Genomic DNA, 462 nt, shown 5'->3' with positions numbered 1-462 from the left:
CGACAACACCATGCGCATCGCACGCGAGGAGGTGTTTGGCCCGGTGCTTGTCATCATTCCCTTCGACACGGAAGAAGATGCGATCGAGATCGCGAACGATACCGCATACGGTCTTGCCGCTTACATCCAAACACGGAACGTCGCGCGGGCGGAGCGGGTCGCGTCCCGTTTGCGCGCGGGTATGGTCCATATCAACGGCGCGCCGCTGCGATATGGCAGCCCCTTCGGCGGATATAAGCAGTCCGGCAATGGGCGCGAGGGCGTTAAGTTCGGCCTCGAGGACTTCCAGGAGGTCAAGACCATACACAGGCCGGACGCGGCCTGACGCGGCGTCCATAACGGGCAATAGCAGCGCCGGCACAGAAGATCGCCGAGTCGCTCTAATGGGGACAAGCTCCCGCAACGAAGCATCAAAGAGGCAGGTTCCATGTTGAGTTCGGATGTATCGGCTCGTCGTTCGGA

At 61.0% G+C, this 462-nt stretch carries 1 protein-coding gene; it reads left to right on the top strand.

All coding sequences use genetic code 11. From position 1 onward, the window contains the following. On the top strand, positions 1-325 hold a 325-nt coding region (locus EOA60_RS36930), incomplete at its 5' end, for an aldehyde dehydrogenase family protein (RefSeq protein ID WP_128312825.1). Between the last annotated feature and the right edge of the window lie 137 nt (positions 326-462).

Origin of the sequence: Mesorhizobium sp. M1A.F.Ca.IN.020.06.1.1 (genome assembly GCF_004023265.1) — a bacterium.
In the GTDB taxonomy this organism is placed as follows: domain Bacteria; phylum Pseudomonadota; class Alphaproteobacteria; order Rhizobiales; family Rhizobiaceae; genus Mesorhizobium.
This window is presented reverse-complemented; position numbering and strand designations above follow the sequence as displayed.